The 15,065-nt window shown below is 70.2% G+C and carries 19 protein-coding genes; 1 reads left to right on the top strand and 18 read right to left on the bottom strand.

Annotated features, from left to right (window positions below):
• Window positions 1-38: 38 nt before the first annotated feature.
• The 4 genes from J3P41_RS15900 to J3P41_RS15885 all read right to left on the bottom strand — a co-directional run bounded on the left by J3P41_RS15900 (window position 39) and on the right by J3P41_RS15885 (window position 6,669).
• On the bottom strand, window positions 39-545 hold the full coding sequence (locus J3P41_RS15900; protein ID WP_210651351.1) for a hypothetical protein: 507 nt from the start codon (window positions 543-545) through the stop codon (window positions 39-41).
• The gene (locus tag J3P41_RS15895) at window positions 530-1,585 is read right to left on the bottom strand and encodes a hypothetical protein (RefSeq protein ID WP_210651350.1); all 1,056 of its coding nucleotides are present in this window, start codon (window positions 1,583-1,585) and stop codon (window positions 530-532) included. The genes J3P41_RS15900 and J3P41_RS15895 overlap by 16 nt, the downstream gene beginning before the upstream one ends.
• An 11-nt stretch (window positions 1,586-1,596) precedes the next feature.
• Window positions 1,597-3,321, bottom strand: a complete 1,725-nt coding sequence (locus J3P41_RS15890) for a hypothetical protein (protein WP_210651349.1) — start codon at window positions 3,319-3,321, stop codon at window positions 1,597-1,599.
• Window positions 3,322-3,417: 96 nt separating this feature from the next.
• On the bottom strand, window positions 3,418-6,669 hold the full coding sequence (locus tag J3P41_RS15885; RefSeq protein ID WP_210651348.1) for a phage tail tape measure protein: 3,252 nt from the start codon (window positions 6,667-6,669) through the stop codon (window positions 3,418-3,420).
• A gap of 214 nt (window positions 6,670-6,883) precedes the next feature.
• Between J3P41_RS15885 and J3P41_RS15880 the strand changes: the two genes are divergently transcribed.
• The gene (locus J3P41_RS15880; RefSeq protein WP_210651347.1) at window positions 6,884-7,060 is read left to right on the top strand and encodes a DUF998 domain-containing protein; all 177 of its coding nucleotides are present in this window, start codon (window positions 6,884-6,886) and stop codon (window positions 7,058-7,060) included.
• Here J3P41_RS15880 and J3P41_RS19025 read toward each other — a convergent pair.
• The 14 genes from J3P41_RS19025 to J3P41_RS15820 form a co-directional block, all read right to left on the bottom strand.
• Window positions 7,057-7,179, bottom strand: a complete 123-nt coding sequence (locus J3P41_RS19025) for a hypothetical protein (protein ID WP_282594972.1) — start codon at window positions 7,177-7,179, stop codon at window positions 7,057-7,059. The two genes, J3P41_RS15880 and J3P41_RS19025, sit on opposite strands and share 4 nt — an antisense overlap.
• A 197-nt stretch (window positions 7,180-7,376) precedes the next feature.
• On the bottom strand, window positions 7,377-7,922 hold the full coding sequence (locus J3P41_RS15875; RefSeq protein WP_210651346.1) for a hypothetical protein: 546 nt from the start codon (window positions 7,920-7,922) through the stop codon (window positions 7,377-7,379).
• Between the two features lie 119 nt (window positions 7,923-8,041).
• Window positions 8,042-8,167 carry a hypothetical protein gene (locus J3P41_RS19020; protein ID WP_282594971.1) on the bottom strand — a complete coding sequence of 42 codons (126 nt, stop codon included), beginning with the start codon at window positions 8,165-8,167 and terminating at the stop codon, window positions 8,042-8,044.
• The gene (locus J3P41_RS15870) at window positions 8,164-8,586 is read right to left on the bottom strand and encodes a hypothetical protein (RefSeq protein ID WP_210651345.1); all 423 of its coding nucleotides are present in this window, start codon (window positions 8,584-8,586) and stop codon (window positions 8,164-8,166) included. The genes J3P41_RS19020 and J3P41_RS15870 overlap by 4 nt, the downstream gene beginning before the upstream one ends.
• Window positions 8,587-8,589: 3 nt before the next feature.
• The gene (locus tag J3P41_RS15865; protein ID WP_210651344.1) at window positions 8,590-8,802 is read right to left on the bottom strand and encodes a hypothetical protein; all 213 of its coding nucleotides are present in this window, start codon (window positions 8,800-8,802) and stop codon (window positions 8,590-8,592) included.
• Window positions 8,803-8,826: 24 nt separating this feature from the next.
• Window positions 8,827-9,243 (bottom strand): hypothetical protein, encoded by a 417-nt coding sequence (locus J3P41_RS15860; protein ID WP_210651343.1) that lies wholly within the window; start codon window positions 9,241-9,243, stop codon window positions 8,827-8,829.
• Entirely contained in the window at window positions 9,240-9,602 is a 363-nt protein-coding gene (locus tag J3P41_RS15855) for an HK97-gp10 family putative phage morphogenesis protein (RefSeq protein ID WP_210651342.1), read from the bottom strand. Before J3P41_RS15855 ends, J3P41_RS15860 begins: the two co-directional genes overlap by 4 nt.
• On the bottom strand, window positions 9,602-10,060 hold the full coding sequence (locus J3P41_RS15850; protein WP_210651341.1) for a DUF6093 family protein: 459 nt from the start codon (window positions 10,058-10,060) through the stop codon (window positions 9,602-9,604). Before J3P41_RS15850 ends, J3P41_RS15855 begins: the two co-directional genes overlap by 1 nt.
• Window positions 10,057-10,440 (bottom strand): hypothetical protein, encoded by a 384-nt coding sequence (locus tag J3P41_RS15845; protein WP_210651340.1) that lies wholly within the window; start codon window positions 10,438-10,440, stop codon window positions 10,057-10,059. The genes J3P41_RS15850 and J3P41_RS15845 overlap by 4 nt, the downstream gene beginning before the upstream one ends.
• Before the next feature lie 98 nt (window positions 10,441-10,538).
• The gene (locus tag J3P41_RS15840; protein WP_210651339.1) at window positions 10,539-11,690 is read right to left on the bottom strand and encodes a hypothetical protein; all 1,152 of its coding nucleotides are present in this window, start codon (window positions 11,688-11,690) and stop codon (window positions 10,539-10,541) included.
• A gap of 13 nt (window positions 11,691-11,703) precedes the next feature.
• A complete protein-coding gene (locus J3P41_RS15835) occupies window positions 11,704-12,096 on the bottom strand; it encodes a DUF2190 family protein (RefSeq protein ID WP_210651338.1) in 393 nt (130 codons plus the stop codon).
• 2 nt (window positions 12,097-12,098) lie between these two features.
• Complete coding sequence (locus J3P41_RS15830; protein WP_210651337.1) at window positions 12,099-13,367, bottom strand: hypothetical protein; 1,269 nt, start codon at window positions 13,365-13,367, stop codon at window positions 12,099-12,101.
• 327 nt (window positions 13,368-13,694) lie between these two features.
• Window positions 13,695-14,759 carry a minor capsid protein gene (locus tag J3P41_RS15825; protein ID WP_210651336.1) on the bottom strand — a complete coding sequence of 355 codons (1,065 nt, stop codon included), beginning with the start codon at window positions 14,757-14,759 and terminating at the stop codon, window positions 13,695-13,697.
• Window positions 14,760-14,761: 2 nt separating this feature from the next.
• A complete protein-coding gene (locus J3P41_RS15820) occupies window positions 14,762-14,953 on the bottom strand; it encodes a hypothetical protein (protein ID WP_210651335.1) in 192 nt (63 codons plus the stop codon).
• Between the last annotated feature and the right edge of the window lie 112 nt (window positions 14,954-15,065).

Genomic DNA, 15,065 nt, shown 5'->3' with positions numbered 1-15,065 from the left:
TGGGATTCGGTGACAGGTGGGGTGGAAGGGCGGCGGTACTAGACGCCGGGCGGAGCTGTCGTTTCGTACTCCCACTGGAGCCCGATGCCGTCGCCGGAGCGCCAAGGTCGCGCGAAGGGCATGACCCCGTCGAGCTGCCCAAGCGCAGCGGCCCCCCAACCGACCACGTAGGCGCTGTTCCAACCGCGGCCCATGACCGCCACGTAGGCAGCCGATTCCATGTAGACGTTGCCGAGGTGGAAGGTGTTTCCATCCTCAAGCGCCTGCGCGACTCCAACGGGAGCAAGCCCGCCGGCGTGCGCCGGGCTCGCCGGCAATCCCGGCGGATTGCTCACTCGGATCAACCCGTACACCTGCCCCCCGGCAAGGGTGTTCACCTGCACCTTCACGGTCTGGCCGACGCGCTTGTAGCGGGCGTTGACCGTGCGACCCGTTACGTCGAGGTTGGCCATGTGCGGGGTGTACGTCTGCCACGGCCCCACCAGCGCAGCGAACTCAGGCACAGTCACGCTGCGCTGCATCCCGGGCCTCATGCCGTCAGCCACGTCGCCAGCTCCTTGACCGTCCGGGCCTGCTTGCCCACCGGCGTGACCTGCACGCTGTCGGTGTCCTCGTCGTACTCGGTGGTCGCGGCCACGATGTCCGTAGCCGCCGCAGGCCCTCCGGCGGCGCGGTCGTCCCACACGCCGTCGAGCCGGAGCATGCAATCCGGGCCCGCGACGACCATCGCGGGGTCGGCGACGGTGCCGCGCATCGTGAGCACGTCACCGCGGCGCAACGCCAGGCCGTCTGCCCAGCCGACCTTCCCGACGGCCTGGCCGAACATCCCCTGCAAGTAGGCCACCGCCTGCGCCTCGGTGAGGAAGCCCTTGCCGATGAGCTCATCGCCGACGTGCTTCTCGACCGGAGGGGTCCCTGCGATGTAGTCCGGAGACACCACCGGCGGGGTGACGGCCCGTTGCCCAGGGCCGGTGATGTACTCCCCGATCAGGTGCGTAACCGTGGAATCGTCAGCCGGGGTGAGCCCAGCACCGGCAACGAGGTGCGGCACCCGCCACTCCGGGGTCGTCGGGTCCGGCGCCACGACCAGCAGACCGGTGTACGAATCGACCGTCCACCTGGTGCCGTTCTTCTGGGTCACGTAGTCCAGCAGCGCCGCTACCGTCTGAGCCGGGTAGGGGGCATCCATCTGCTGTGCGGCGGTCCCGGCGTAGATCTGGGGGATGGGAGTGGCCCATCGCAACACGCCACGGGCGACCGCCTGCGACACGGCGTCACGCGGCTCCGATGTCGTGGAGCCGTTCGCCGCCAGCGTGACCGCTCCCTTCGCGCGCTCCCACGCGCCGACGCACTGCATCGCGCCATCGCGACCGGGCTCGAGCAGTTCGCCCCGCCACACGGTCACGCCGCCGAGCTTGAGGTCGACAACAGCGCCAGCCGTGAGCCGGGGGTGGCGGATCCGGTCACGCATCTGCCACGAAGCCCGCAGCGAGCCGTAGGGCCAGCCGTGCGAGTACTTCACGCTTTCCCAGGCGCCGACTTCCATGAGGGGGCGACCGCCGACGAACGGGACGATCCTGCGCATGAGCAACTCCCTCAGGATCCGGCGTGGTGGGTCCAGCGGCGGAAGTGGTCGAGACCCGTCTTCGGTTCGGAGCCGAAGGCCGCGGTCAGCACTGACACGCCTTCGGCGGGGAACCTGTGTACCTGGTGGACGTAGTCGGACGGTGCGTACTCGTTCGCCCGGCCGCCGTGGCCGGCGGTCACGGAGCCGGCGGGTGCGACGGCCGACGGTGCGTCGATCCACAGCTGGGAGGCCGACGCACCGACGCTGGCGGCGCCTTCTCCGCAGTCCACGATCGAGAGCGCCGAGTTCTCGTCGACGCCGAACGTCCAGCCCTCGTCGAACCACAGCGTCCCGGACCCCGCGGACTTGACCATCGTGATCCGCACGCGGCCGTTGGTGCCGATGCGGGCACCGGGAACGTCGACGAGGCCGAGCGCGACCATCTGCCATCGGCTACTGGGGCCGGTCACCGTGACTCGTCCGGTCTTCGAGGCTACGTAGGTGTCTCCGACTACCGCGGACATCGTCCAGGACAACGTCGCGGACGCGGTGTCGCACCTGACCTTCGCGTACAGCGCTGCCATGCCCTGCACGTGCAGCGCCCAGGCCGGGATTTCAAACGCCACGATGTTGGCCAACGGCCAGCGTTGGCCATGGATCGTGTCGGTGTCGGCGATTTGGCCAGTGGTCGGCGACACCCGGTAGGCGGCCAGCGTCGGCATCGGCCTGCCGAGCGGGTAGGTGTAGACGATGACCCGGTCGAGCTTCGTCGCAGCGGCGGACTCGACCTGCAGGCTTCCCTCGGCGGGCGCCGAGCCGCCCGGGATCAGGGTCTGCACCTTCTGTCGGCCGGTCGACGACGGAGGCAGTGACGAGACCCGGCGCAGCTGGTCTACTTCGAGGTAGGCGCCGGTGACGTTCCGGTCGATCGTCGCGACGACCTCGACGTTGCTGATGTCGGCGGGAACGCGGTAGTAGGAGATCGTCTGGGTGATCCCGCCGCCCACATCGGTCTTGGTCGCTGCGACAGCCGGCATGGAGTACCGGGCGCCGGTCGAGGTCGTGACGTAGATGTCGTGAGCGGGCGAGGTGGCGGCCTGGTAGGTGCGCCGGTCCACGCGCAGGTAGGGCGTGTCGGTCGGGATCGTGACGTTGCGGCGCAGGCCGACGGACTCGTAGGAGCTGGGTCCGGTCGAGCGTGTGACACGGATGTGCCCAGATACCACGGTGGGCGTGATGGCCGTCCCGCCGTTCGGGTCGATGCCGAGGTTCCACCGAGCGGACCAGCCGGACGTGGATGTGCCGCTGTCGATCTGGACATCGACGAACGCTGAACTGGGCTGGGCGGGAGTGATGGTCTTGTCCCGCGAACGAGCGTGCGGCAGCGCTCGGATCGGCACCCGGTAGGTGCGGACGAACCTGTGCTCGTCGAGGTCCCAACGCTTGTCCTGGGACCTCTCGATGTAGCACGACGTCACGTCGAACACCGTCCACACCGACTGTCGCGGCGGCAGCCACTCCAACGCGCCGGCCCAGTCGGCAGCGTTGAAGTCCCCCATGAGCGCGGACAACCACACCTCGCCAGCGTTGAGGCCGTCGGCGGTCTCGCCCTCGACTTCGATCATCAAGGCAGGCGCCCGGTTGCCCCGCTTGGGGTCGGTGGTCTCCCAGGAGCCCTGTGTCATCAGGGTGTTCATCGTCTTGGTCAGCGTCTCCGGGTTCCCGAAGCCGGTGCCTTCGCGGAGCACGGCCACCTTGAACGCTGCGCCATCGACTTCGTGCCGTACTGGCTCGCCGTCGCGTATCAACTCCCCGCCGTTGAGGATCATCGCCCACGTCACAACCAGCACCTACCTTCCCGGTCGTACGACGCTGTTCAGTGCGTCCCTCAGCTGGTCGGCGAGGTTCTCCGTCGCTGTGCGCTGCGCGTCGAGCTGGTCCTGTACATGCCCCAGGTGCGACTCGAGGGCTGCAGCACGCGCGGTGGCGGCGGCCTCGGCGGCCTCGGCCTGGGCCAGTTGGGCGGTCGCGACGGCGACGGCGGCGTTCTCGGAAGCGAGCTGCTGCGAGTACATGGCGTCCGCGACGAGCGCGCCGCGCCCGGTGTTGATCTGTGCCCGCTGGGCGTACTGCTGCTCGATCATCGTCAGGAACTCGGGGTCCATCTGCGCGGCCGCGAGCAGCTCGGTGGCGGTGCGGAGGTCCTCTGACGCCGCTATCTCAGCCAGCAGCCCAGCTGCTGGACCGGTGGTGTCCAAGCCAGCGTCGATTAGCGCCTGCAGAGTGGTGTCCATCGAGGACCCGGCGTTGATGTCCCGCCCGAGCGTCTGCGTCAGCCCTGCCAGCCCGGCCCCGAGCAGCGAGCCGGTGAACTGCGACGACACCGAGTCGGCCAGCGAGTCGCGCATCTGCTGGGTGGCGTCACGGATGGACTCGGCAGAGCGCAGTCCCTCCTCGGCGGCCCGGGTGTTCTGCTCGGCAGCCTCGACCTGGTCTTGGGCCGCAAGGAATGCCGTCTCCGCGGCGTGCTCTTGGATCCGGGCCGAATCGGTCAACTGCCGGGCGGTTGCGAACGCGGCCGCCGTCGCGTCGGCCTGCATCTGCAGCATCGCGTGGTTCGGGGTCATCTCGGCGGCGCTATCGAACGCTGCGCCAACCTTCCGCGGCTTGCGCTTGCGGTCGTCGCCTGCGGACCCGTCCGCGAAGCGTTCGAACTCCACGCCCAGGCGCTGGCCGACCTCTTCCCAGATGTCGATCGACCGCGCGCGCTTCGACTCTGCGAGAGGGATGTACGCCTCGCCGCCGGTCTCGGGCTCGGCCCACACTCGCCATGTGCCGGCCGGGGCGATCTGCGCGACGTGGTTCTCGCGGATCCCGCCGGCGGCATAGAAGTCGAGCACCCCGCCGTCGGCCTCGCCGCGGTAGGGGAGCGCGTCGCTTGCGTTGCGGACCACCTTGTAGACCGTGGTGACCGTGAGGTTCCGATTCCGCAACGACTCGATCGAGTTCCGCACCGCCTGGATCTTCGACAGACTCTGGGCGGTGTCGACGTTGATCTTCGGGCTCACGTCGGCGTTGTTCGCCTCGCGGAGCAGTTCGATGAGCCTGCGGACCTCACTCTTCGGGAGGCCCATCCGCTCGGCCATGGTCCGGATGTCGGCGATCGCGGCAGTGAGGAACTTCTGCCGCTGCGCCTGGCTCATGTTCTCGGCGACGGCGAGCGCGGAGGCCGCGATGTTGTCGAGCGCCGCCTGGTTGTTCCGGCCCTTCTCCGTGTTGATGTCGAAGGTACGCCCGTTCTCCCTCAGCGACTGGCTGAAGTCGTCGATCGCGGCCTGATAGTCCCGCATGTCCGCCCGCCCGCCGAGCACGGCGTTGAGGCTGTCCATCAGGTCCTTGAAGTCCTGCGCGGCTTCTCCGGCGTCCTCGAACGCGCCGCCTAGGTCCTCGGTGGTCGCAGCGGTGTCGCTGGTCGCGTCGCCCGCGAGCTTGGTCTGGTTCTCGATGCCGGCCATCGCCTCGTCGTACTTCGGCAGCTGCGACAGCAGGCCATCCATCTGCTCCTCGGTGAGGCCGTAGCCCTCCGTGATCCTGGCCAGAGCGTCGGCGGCGACGTCCGCGTTGCCCGAGGCGGCCAGTGCCGCGAGCGACTCGTCGAGCGCGTCGATCTCCGTGCGCGCCTCACGCAGCGCGGCGCCCTCACCGAACAGCGGCTCGAAAGGAGTCTGGAGTCCGTCGAAGAACGCCTCGGACTTCGACTTGTCCGTGACCCGGTCGATGCTCTCGGCGAGAGAATCGAACTCCTTGCCGATGTTGATGGAGAACCCAGACGGCGTGTTCGCCACGTCGATGAGCCGGCCTTGCAGCGTTTCCACGCCGGCGACGGTCTCGTCGGTCGCTTCCTGCACCGCGCGGATCGCGACAGCCGCAGTTCCGAGAACCGCCAGACCGGCGCCGGCGGTCGCGAGACCCTTCATGGCTTTGGTCGCCTTGTCGCCGTCGTAGCCGAGGTCGGACAGCGCCTGTCCGGTGTTCGCGATGCCCTGCACGACCTTGGTGCCGACCCACACCGACCCGCCGACCAGCGCTGAACCGGCCATCACCGCAGCCGTGGCGGTCTGCGCGGCGTCCGGGAGCTCGCCGAAGTCGTTGACCATCGCCGTGACGCCCTGGGTCACGGCACGCAGTGGGCCTTGCGAGCTGCTGCCGATCCCGATCAGGGCGGTCTCGACGGCGCCGCCCAGGGCTTCGAAGTCGCCCTTGAGGTTGTCCAGCCGCTCACCGGCCATGCGAGCGGCGGCGCCTTGGTCGTCGACCGTGTTCGTCCACTTCTCGATGCCCGTGGCGCCCTGCTCGTACAGCACCGCCGCGGCGCGGACCGCGTCGGACCCGAAGATGGTCTCGAGCGTGGCTTGGCGCTGCTCGTCGGTCATGTCGCCGAGCGACGTCTGCAGTCGGCCCGCGAACTCAGCCAGGCCGATGAACTGGCCCTGCGAGTCGTAGGCGCTGAGACCGAGGGCCTCCATCTGCTTCGCGGCCTTGGCGCTGTTCGGGGTGAGCGCGCCTAGCATCGTTTTGAACGAGGTGCCGGCGTCGCTGCCCAGCAGCCCCGCGGAAGCGAACGCTGCGAGTCCGCCGGTCGTCTCCTCGAGGGACAGGCCGACCTGGTCGGCGACGAGCCCGGACTGCGACAGAGCCATTCCGAAGTCGGACACCTCGCCGCTCGCGTTGCCGGCTGCGCTGGCCAACAGGTCGGCGATGTGGGGCACCTGGTTGCCGGCGAGCCCGAACTGCGTCATCGCCTTCGCTGCGACCTCCGCGGCCTCGCCGACAGAGATCTCGCCAGCAGCGGCGAGGTCCAGCGCCCCGCTCAGGCCGCCGTTCAGGATGTCCGTGGTGCTCACGCCGGCCTTGGCGAGCTGCTCGATGCCGTCCGCGGCCTCGGTCGCCGAGAACACGGTCTGTGCACCGGCGTCGAGCGCGGCCTTCCTCAGACGGTCCATGTTGGTGGCCGTCTCGCCTGTGGCGGCAGACACCTTGCTCATCGCCGCGTCGAAGTCGGCGGCCTTCACCACAGCGGCGCCCAGCCCCGCCGCGGCCACCAGGCCGACCTTGCCCGCCGTCGACCCCAGGGAGTCCATGCCCTGGTGGAACTTGGCGGTCTCCTTGCTGGCCGCCGTCATCTTGTCTGCGGTGGCGCCAACGGCGGCGCCGGCGCCCTTGATCTGGGCGGTGAACTGCTGGGCCTCCGCCCGCAGGCGGTAGACGACGGTCCGGTCTGTCACGGCTCACCACCTCTCGGGGTAACGTGCGGGCATGGCGAAGGAAGTCCGGCAGGGTGCAGGTCTGATCTGCGCGGCGCTCGTGTGCGCGCTGCTGTTCCTGGTGCTCGACGACCAGCCAGCTGTGATCGCTCGTGCGCTCGCCGTGCTGCTCGGCATCGGCGGGCTCGCCCTAGCTGCGGTCGGCCTGTTCCGCACCAGCTCCGACTAGTTCGCGAACTCGTCCTCGCCGTCGGCGGGCGGTTGCTGTGACACCCAGACGTAGCGGCCGGCGAGGTACGGCAACTCGTTGTCGGGCAGGTCGTCCTTGGCGTGCTTCTTGTGGAGCACGCCCTGCGCCCACTCGCGGGTGGCCGAGGGCCAGCACACTGCGGTACGGGGGTGCCAGTCGCGGGTCGGGTCGGAGCATTCGGCCGTGAGATTCCCGCACCGGGGGCAGACCATTTCGTCGTAGGCGAGGAGCAGTTCGCGCTTCTCCTCGGGGAGGTCGTCCCAGACGGGGAACAGCCCGTGCTTGAGGGCGACCCTCAGTTCTCGCCGTTGCTCCGGGTCGGCGACGGCGGCAGCGCTTTTGGGTCGACCTGCGCTACGTTCGCGAGCTTCCAGGCGTCGCGGACGAGGGTCTTCCACTCGCCCTCAGACAGGTCGTCAGCCCAGGCGTCGAAGGCTTCGCGGGTCTCGAAGTGGGGCTTCACGATCGTTGCGTGAACGAGGTCGTCCTCGATGCTGTCGGTGTTGACGCCCGCAAGACGGTCACCGCGCGCCACGTCGGCGCTGACGTCGTCGCCCTCGAGGCGGGGCGGGTGAGCTTTCTTCAGCGGACGCCACTCGCGGCGAGAGATGGCGCGCATCTCGACGACGCGGTTCTTGCTCTCGGCATCGGCGCGCGCCTGGGCGCGGAGGTCCTCGTACTCCTGCCGGAGGATCTCGGATGTCGTCTGCTCGTGCGCGAGGAGCATGCCCTCGCCGTTGCTCTGCTCGTCCTTCTGCGCGGCTTCGTACGCGGCGAACGCCTGGTTGAGGAGGGCGGGGTAGTCGCCGTCGGGGAAGAAGCGGGTCTGGGTCTGTGCCATCGGGTGCTCCTGACGAGGTGACGAGGTGACGAGAAGGCCCCCGGCCGCGTCTCGTCATCGCGGCCGGGGGCCGATCGGGTGGCTGCCTGGCGGATCAGCCCGGGTGGATCAGCGGTGGGTCAGGGGCCGGCGACGGCGGCGACGTTCATCGCCGGCGAGCCGGTCACGGAAACCCCGGCCGAGAAGGTCGCGATGTTCGACGGGGTGGACGGGTCCGAGGTGTCGACCGCCTTCGTGATGCTCACCGGAGCGACGTTGAAGAACTGGCCCACCACGGCGTCCGGGTTCGTCTGGTCTGCAACGATGCCGTTGCGGAACACCGCGAACCCGGTGAAGCGTTGCGGAGGAACTCGAACGCCTTCTTGTCGTCGGACGCCTGGGCGGCTTGCGGGTCGAACCCGCCGACGATGTCGGGCATCGTCCACGACGTGGTGTCGTTGGCCTCGAACGACTCGACCTCGCAGAGGTACTGGTCGAGGGTGACCTTGCTGAACGACGGCTGCAGGCCGGCGAAGGTCTTGAGCAGCGAGCACGACAGGTTGATGCCGGTGACGGTGTTGATCTCGGTGATCTTCGGCGCCGCGGGGGCGGCGATCGCGGGCACCAGCCAGAACGACTGGCGGCCGTTCATCTGGACCTTGCGGGGCTTGACGGGGGCAACCATGGCTTACTCCTTGATGTCCGCGGCCTGGTTGCCGCTCTTCTTCGTCGCCTCGGTCGAGACGTCGGTCTTGTACTTCGCCGGCCGGGGAGTCCCGTCGGCGTAGGTGGCGTCGCTCTTGAGCTCGCGCCAGAGGGTGGGGTCTGCGTCGAAGCGCGCCTTGGGGATGGACATGTGGTGTCCGGTCTCCTTGTCGGCGACGCGCACGAACTCGTCCATGGCTGCTCCTCGGGTGATGGCGGGTTAGGGGATGAACAGGTCGTAGCGGTCGGGCACGTAGTGCCTGGGCGGGGTGACGTCATCGTCGCGGCGCACGGGGCCGGGGTCGGTCTCGCTGGCGGTGATGAGGTGCTCGCGGTCGTCGACGGTGACGGAGGCGCCGAGCAGCGCTGCACGGACCTGGTCGACGCACCACAGCGCGCGTGTGGGGTCGCCGCCGACGCAGGTGACCTGGAAGCCGCTGAACAGCGACGACTGCGTGCCGTCAAGCATCAGCGCGGCGCGGCGGCCGGCCGACACGTACAGCACCGCGTAGGCGTGGACGCGGTCGTCCTCGTCGAGCGGCGGGGTGCTGGGCACTTCGCCGTCGTAGGTGTTGATCCCGGGTACCGCGTCGAGGAGTGCCCAGACCTGGTCGTGGACGTCCTGGGCTGACGTCACAGCAGCTGCTCCCCGATCTGCTCGAGCGCAGCTGTCAGCGTCGGCTCGCGACGCTCGAACGCCGGGGCCATGTAGGGCTGCGGCCCCATGCGGGAGGTGCCGTACTCGACGAACGCGCCGTACTCGGCGGTCGGGCCGATGTCGGCGGTGATGGCCCCGAAGCGGCCGTCGCCGGTGATGTCGGTGGAGATGCTGTTGCGGAGATTGCCCGTGTCGACGGGCGCGAGGGCCTTCGCGTCGGCCTCGATGTCGAAGGCGGTCTTCCTCACCGCGGCGGCTGCGGCTGCGCCGACCTGCGCGGACGCGCGCTGCAGCTTGACCGCCAGACCATGGAACTCGGAGGCGTCGCTGCTGGCCATCACTGCTCCTGCGTCTCGAGGGAGTCCGTGCACAGCAGGCGCCGCTCCCAGTGCAGCGACGCGCCGCCGAAGGCGTAGACCGTGAGCTCGCGCCCGACGAGCCAGGCGTCGCCGTTGCCCTCGACGGCGGTGACCTTGCAGATGTCCTCGAGGGCGAACCCTGTGACGTCGGCATCGAGCATGACGGCGTAGCGGGCCAAGGACACCTGCTGCTCGGCCGCCTCGACCTCTTGGGTCTCGGACGGGAGCAGCTGGATGCGGGCGGGCCCGGCGTAGTAGGGCGGGTGCGGTGTGGTCGACCAGGTGCCGGTGGTCTTGTCGAAGGTGCCGCGGATCCCGCCGGCGTGACGCAGCTGCACGGTGCCGGTGTGGGTGTCGTTGGCGGCGGGACGGTGGTGGGCGGACCAGTCGGCCGGGATCACGCTGCGCCGGCCGGAGCCGGTGTGGTGACGCCTCACGGCCAGTACCCGGGGAAGTGGGCGTGCTGGGTGAGCTCGGGCGTGTGCCCGTGGCCGCCCATGGGGACGATGGCGAAGAAGCCGTCGTCGGCGTCGGCGTCGGCGCGGTCGGCCTGGTCGCGGAGCGCTGCGGCGCGCTTGCGGAGCGAGTCGGCGACCTTCGGCCCGTCGGTGGCGAGGTCCTGGGTGCGGATCGCCTTCGACGTGAGGGCCTCGTCGTCGGCGATGGTGTCGAGCGCCTGCGCGGCCGCGCGCTTGACGTTGTCGCCCTCCATGGCGAGGAACGCGGCGACGTCGGTGTCGGCGAAGACGGGGTCGGTGCTTGTGTCGTTGATGAGGAGCCGGACCTGCCCGACGGCCTTGGTGACGTCGTACGACATGGCTCCTCCTCGAGGTGGCGGTGCGGGGTGGTGCTGGTGCCAGGCGGGGCAAGGGCAGCGTGTGCCCTCGCCCCACCTGGAGGCGGTGTAGCGAGCGGTCAGGCGCCGCGGCTGACGTAGGTGAACAGCGGGTCGCCCTGCTGGTTGCCCACGATGTGGCGGCCGCGGTACTGGATGTCGTCGATCTCGAACGACCCCTCGAGCGCCGAGATCTGCCCGCCGCCGACGCGCTGGCCGGTGTCGGCCTTGACGCGGAGGTCGGGCTGCTCGTGGCCGGCGAGCTTCGCCACCCACATCGCCGGCCGGGTGGACCGCGGCTTCGGGAGCACGAACCACGTGGTGGCGGCGTTGGCGTGGGTGTTGACGAAGTCGAGCATCGGCTCGACGACGTACGACAGTCCCGAGAACTCGTTGCTCTCGATGGTCTCCACCCCGTCGACGGTCACGCGGACCTCGGTCGGGCGGATGATCGACAGCATCTGCGACTCGAGCGCCTTGGGGATGACCACGACCACCTCGGGGCGGGCGATGACCCGCTTCGAGTTGGGGTCCTTCTTCGTGGCCATGCCGTCGAGGACCGTCTTGAGGTTGGCGCGGGTGAGCGGCAGGTTGCCCGGGGCGTTGCCGTTGGCCGACTTGAAGAACTGCGTGTTGACGTCCGAGGCGGTGTTGGTCGCCGGGTCGACGAGCAGCAGGTTCGACACCGCGGCGATCATCTCGGTCTCGCGGGCCTGGCGGGCCAGCTCGCCCGGGAGGTCCTCGAGCTCGCCGACGGCCTCGTTGTTCAGCCAGGCCTCCCACGAGATGGCGAACCGGCGGCCGTACTTGGCCACGGCGATGGCGTACTCGGTCGCGCCGCGCCGGTCGTCGGCCGGGTACTCGGTGAGCTCCGGCACGCGGGCCATGCCGATGGTGGAGCGCCACCGCGACTGCAGCCGCTTGGGGCGGAAGTCGCGCACCGTGGTGGTGTCGGTGTACTGGTCCCAGCTGGCGGGGAGCTCGTCGTACTGGGCCAGCATCTCGGCGTCCAGCTCCTTGGCGGCCGCCAGCTTGAAGTCGCTGGTGGAGAACGCCTCGGCGAGGCGCACGTCGGCGCCCCAGTGGTTGCCGAACGCGGCCGCCAGCTTGGTGGTGGCCTGCTCGGCGAGGCTCTCGTCGACCTTGAAGTACCGGGGGTTGACGGTCCCGGAGAAGTCCGAGTCGGACGCGGCCTCGACCGCGGCGGATCCGGACAGCAGCTCGATGGTCATGTTGGTGCTCCGATCAGTTCGCGAGGCGAACGGTCAGGGGCCCGCTGGGCGCGCCCTTCGTGGTCAGGGCGTGGCCGTACAGGTTGTTGCCGGTCGCGGTGCCGGACAGGGCGTTGGCGCCGGTGATGTAGATCGGCTCCCCGACGCCGCTGACCGCGAAGTCGACGGTGAACTCGTGGGCGCCGTCGAGCCAGCACGAGGCGTGGCCGTTGGGGTTGCCGCCGCCGTAGTTGTACGAGGTGTTCGTGGTGCCGTCGGCGTTGGTCGGCGAGACGTCGACCTTGGCGCGGTCGGTCTGGGCGACGGCGTTGAGGCCGCCGATGCGCAGCGGCGCGCCGGCCTTCGTCCCGGCCGGGACCGGGAGGGAGACCTTGTCGCCGGGGCGGAACTTCTCGTTGGTCGCCATGATCAGGCTCCCTTCTCGCTCAGGGTGCGGCCCCAGGCGGTCTTGGCCGGCGCGGGCGCCGACTCGGTGGTGGACTTGCCGGTGTCGGTGGTCTGGCCGAAGCCGGACACCTGGCCGGCGCCGCCGGCCTGGGCCGCCGAGGCGGCGTGCTCGGCGAGCAGCTCGGCGAACTTCGTCTCGTCGAAGGCGCCGGACTCGGTCAGCGGGAGGTCCGCGACCAGGCCCTTGGCCTCGAGCGGGGTGAAGGCGTGGTCGTGCTCGCGGATGAGGTCCATCGCGCGGGCACGGCGCCGCTCGGTCGCGAGCGTCGACTCGGCGACGTCAGCGCGGGCCTTCTCGGTGTCGCGCTCGCTCTCGAGCGTCTTCACCCGGCCGGCCGCGTCGACGAGGCGAGCGTGCTCGGCCTCCTCGATCTGGATCTTGGGCATGGTGTCCTCCTCGGACTCCTCGGTGGTGGTGTCGGTGGTGCTGCCCGGCCGGGTGACCGGGACGTAGGTGGTCTGGACGCGCACCTCGGTGCGGTCGCCAGACAGCGAGGCGCCGGCGCTGTCGCTCATGGCGTAGCCCTGGGCGTAGATGCCGTTGTCGTCGCCGTCGCCCTCGATCTCGAACCAGACGGTCGAGTCGTCGAAGTCGCGGACGTAGATCCAGGTCTTGGCGCCGGCGTAGGCATCGCGAAGCGTGGTCTGCAGCGCCTCGCGGGTGTCGTTGACCGTGGCCTCTTCGACGCCGTGGCTGATGGCCCGCTGGTTGGCGGCCGCGGACTCCATGACCTGCAGCACCTTCCCGCCGCGGCCGGCGCGGGTGACGAAGTCGACCGACGTGCACGGCGCCACCAGGCCCTCGACGATGCGGCCGCGGCGGCCCTCGGCCTCGCCCTCGACGATGTCGGTGGCGGAGCCGCGGATGGACACGCCGATGTGGTCGCGGACGGTTTCGAGGAGGTCGCGCCAGGCCGGGACGACGTCGGCCTCGCCGACCAGCGCGCCGTCGGGGGAGAGGTAGGCGTCCTCGACGACCACGGCCATGAGGTCCTTGATCGAGCGGCCCGGGCGCTCGGCGTCCTCGGCGTCGGTGGGGTGGTCGGCGTACATGTGGGTGCCGGCGGGGATGAACTTCGTCTCGGCGGCTTCGGCGATCACCTCGGGGGAGTAGTAGCCGGAGGAGCCCCAGCCGGGGGAGATGAACTGGATGGGGAGGCGGCCGCTGTCCTTGGCGGCGGCGGCGGCGGCCTCGGTGATGAGCGCCTGCTCGGCGAGCTTCTTGGGCATGGCAGGACCTCCCGGTCGCGGGTAGCGTTCGGTGGATGGAGTCGAGATGTCCCCAGTGCGGGGAGCAGATGCAGGTGGACCCGAACTCGTCGATCAACAGCGGGTCGCGGCTCCGGCCGGGTATGCGGCTCGCTGAGGTTTGCTTGAACCCCGACTGTCCAGGCAAGGACTCCGACCTCGCGAAGGCCGCTCCCGGCCAATGAGCATCGACGACGACGGGGACTGCGTCGAGCACGCCTTCGAGCTCGACCAGGTTCACGTCACGTCGCGTGGGGCCGACCGGGTGGAGGTCTGCCTGCACTGCGGGACGCCGGCGTACGTCCCGGGTCAGGCTGCGCTACGCGACGATCGGCCGCCGCTCTGAGGCACCGGCGCGACCACGTGTGAGTCGCGCCAGCCCGGCGTGGACTTCACCACCGACCAGTCGTCCATGGGGAACGTGCCGTTGGCGTACGCCGTGTAGCGGCCCGGGCCGAGGACCTGCAGCTGCTGCTCGCCGGTCAGCGCCTCGAACGCCTCCTCGCGCGAGGGCAGCAGCGACGGCGGCTCGGCGACGTCGAGGCCGAGGTCTGCCCAGGACCTGGTGGTCGGGAGCGCGGTGCAGCGGCCCTGCTGGTGGTCGTCCGGGCCGGTCTTGTCGATCGGGTGGACGCTGCCGTGCTGGGCCCAGCACGACGGGCAGGTGCGGGTGTCGAGCTTCGCCATCCACGTCCACCCGCCGAGCACGTCGGCGTGTGCCATGCGGCCGAGGCGGGCAGCGTCGCGGTGGGCATCGAGGGTCTCGGTGCGGGCGATGACGAGCGCCCGGTTCAGGCCGCCGTTGAAGCCGTACTTCTCCGCGCGCGTGATCATGCGGCGGGCGGTCTCCCGCGGGTTCGAACCGGCAGCGACACCGCGGATCAGCTCCCGGCGCACGACGTCGTACGCCGCAGCGGGCAGTGCACGGGTGAGGGCGGTGATCTGCTCGGTGGAACGGCGCACGATGGCGTCGATCTGGCGGTCGTCGACCCGCGACCAGGCGTCGACGGCAACCAGGTCGGTGTCGGGCGGCAGTTGGGAGTCGATGACCGAGGCCTGGGCGGATCCGGCCCGGTCGATGACGTCGCGGAGGTCGCCGGTGATACGCACGCCGGCGTCGTGGGCGAGCTGCTCGACGTTGTCGGCCACGACGGCGAGCGCGCGGCGCAGGCGGGTGGAGCGGAGCAGCTGCGCGCGGGTAACGGTCTCGCCGGCGACGAGCATCTCGAGGAGTGCTGCGGTGAGATCGGGCGCGACCTCGTCCCAGGCGTCGACCCACGCCGAGACGAGCGCGCGCTGCTGGGCGTCGAGGATCTTGTCGAGCTCGCGGGACAGGGCTTGCTGCAGCCGGAGGGTGCGGGCGGTGACGGCCATGCTCAGGTCCGCCAGAGCGTGGTCGGCTGGTCGGTGAGCTCGACGTCGTCGTGGTCGGCGTCGGTGCAGCCGGTCGTGGAGTGCAGGCACAGGCGGCCGAGGGTGCGGTTGACGTACCAGACCCGCATGCCGGACGACAGCGCGCAGGTGCGGCACCAGTGGCCGACCTCTACGCCGAGGACCTCGACGTTCACGGGGACCGCGACGCCGCCGGCCATCAACGCGTGCGCTTCCGTGCCCGGCGCTGAGCCCTGTTCTTCGACCGGTCGCGTGCCGGTCGGCCAACCTTCGGCGCCTGCGGGCGCG

It is taken from the genome of Nocardioides sp. SYSU D00065 (genome assembly GCF_017916425.1).
Lineage (GTDB): Bacteria > Actinomycetota > Actinomycetes > Propionibacteriales > Nocardioidaceae > Nocardioides.
The sequence above is the reverse complement of the archived record's forward strand: the minus strand, read 5'-3'. Positions and strand labels throughout refer to the sequence as shown.

What these genes read in the sequence shown, in the direction of transcription:
- J3P41_RS15895 (WP_210651350.1), bottom strand. Translation starts at nt 1,585, where the DNA reads ATGCGCAGGATCGTCCCGTTCGTCGGCGGTCGCCCCCTCATGGAAGTC.
- J3P41_RS15880 (WP_210651347.1), top strand. Translation starts at nt 6,884, where the DNA reads ATGGCGAAGGAAGTCCGGCAGGGTGCAGGTCTGATCTGCGCGGCGCTC.
- J3P41_RS15875 (WP_210651346.1), bottom strand. Translation starts at nt 7,922, where the DNA reads ATGGCACAGACCCAGACCCGCTTCTTCCCCGACGGCGACTACCCCGCC.
- J3P41_RS15870 (WP_210651345.1), bottom strand. Translation starts at nt 8,586, where the DNA reads ATGGTTGCCCCCGTCAAGCCCCGCAAGGTCCAGATGAACGGCCGCCAG.
- J3P41_RS15865 (WP_210651344.1), bottom strand. Translation starts at nt 8,802, where the DNA reads ATGGACGAGTTCGTGCGCGTCGCCGACAAGGAGACCGGACACCACATG.
- J3P41_RS15855 (WP_210651342.1), bottom strand. Translation starts at nt 9,602, where the DNA reads ATGGCCAGCAGCGACGCCTCCGAGTTCCATGGTCTGGCGGTCAAGCTG.
- J3P41_RS15845 (WP_210651340.1), bottom strand. Translation starts at nt 10,440, where the DNA reads ATGTCGTACGACGTCACCAAGGCCGTCGGGCAGGTCCGGCTCCTCATC.
- J3P41_RS15840 (WP_210651339.1), bottom strand. Translation starts at nt 11,690, where the DNA reads ATGACCATCGAGCTGCTGTCCGGATCCGCCGCGGTCGAGGCCGCGTCC.
- J3P41_RS15835 (WP_210651338.1), bottom strand. Translation starts at nt 12,096, where the DNA reads ATGGCGACCAACGAGAAGTTCCGCCCCGGCGACAAGGTCTCCCTCCCG.
- J3P41_RS15830 (WP_210651337.1), bottom strand. Translation starts at nt 13,367, where the DNA reads ATGCCCAAGAAGCTCGCCGAGCAGGCGCTCATCACCGAGGCCGCCGCC.
- J3P41_RS15825 (WP_210651336.1), bottom strand. Translation starts at nt 14,759, where the DNA reads ATGGCCGTCACCGCCCGCACCCTCCGGCTGCAGCAAGCCCTGTCCCGC.